The organism is Acidovorax sp. KPB24-03, from assembly GCF_057546605.1.
In genome coordinates, this window is record NZ_BAAJYR010000824.1 from 1 (window position 1) to 803 (window position 803).

Genomic DNA, 803 nt, shown 5'->3' on the forward strand with positions numbered 1-803 from the left:
CGCGCGCACGCCGCGGCGCGGAGCGCGGCCAGCCCCCGGACGCCGCCCTGCTGCGCGAGGAGCACCTGACCACCACGCGCCAGATCGTCGTGGCCAGCCGCGACCTGGCGCAGACCGATCCGCGCTTCGTGTTCGCGCGCCACCACTGGCGCACCGACAACCACTTGGCCGCGCTGGGCCTGATCGAGGCGGGCCTGGGCTGGGGCTGGCAGCCGCGCGCGCTGGTGCAGCCGCGCATCGCGGCGGGCTCGCTGGTGGAGATGCCGTTCGAGAACCTGAGCAACGGCGTCGCGCTGTGGGTGGACGTGGTGTGGTCCAAGGAGCGCCCGCTGGGCCTGGGCGCGCGGCGCTTCGTGGAGCTGATCGACGGGCAGGCCGCGCGGCCTTTGAACCAAAACCGGCCCTAGCGCATATTCCACTATGGCGTATTGCTATTTATTTAATAGCACAACACTCCGAGGTATCGGCTACAGCTGCACGCTCGCGGTGCCGATGCCGTCGAACGCCACCTCCACCGCATCGCCCAGGCGGGCGTTCAGCCGACCGGCCCAGTTGCCGGTGGTGACCACGGTGCCGGCCGGCACGGTGCCGAAGTGCTGCGTGGCATGGCGCAGCCACGCGGCCAGCAGCCAGGCGGGGTCGCCCAGCGAATGCGTGCCCTGGCGCTCCACCGCGTCCTGGCCCGTGATGCGCACCGTGCAGCGCTGCTGCGCCCAGTCGGGCGGCGCGCCGGCGTCGAACGGCACCCAGTCGCCAGCACCAGCGCGCCGTGCGACTGCTGGTCGGCCAGCGTGAGCAGGCCG

2 protein-coding genes are annotated in these 803 nt (G+C 72.5%); one reads left to right on the forward strand and one right to left on the reverse strand.

The features are described 5' to 3' along the window. Positions 1-407: LysR substrate-binding domain-containing protein (locus AC27KI_RS26245; protein WP_487116790.1), on the forward strand; the 407-nt coding region annotated here is incomplete at its 5' end. Positions 408-467: 60 nt separating this feature from the next. Here AC27KI_RS26245 and AC27KI_RS26250 read toward each other — a convergent pair. Next, the coding region (locus AC27KI_RS26250; protein ID WP_487116792.1) for a fumarylacetoacetate hydrolase family protein at positions 468-803 on the reverse strand (336 nt) is incomplete at its 5' end.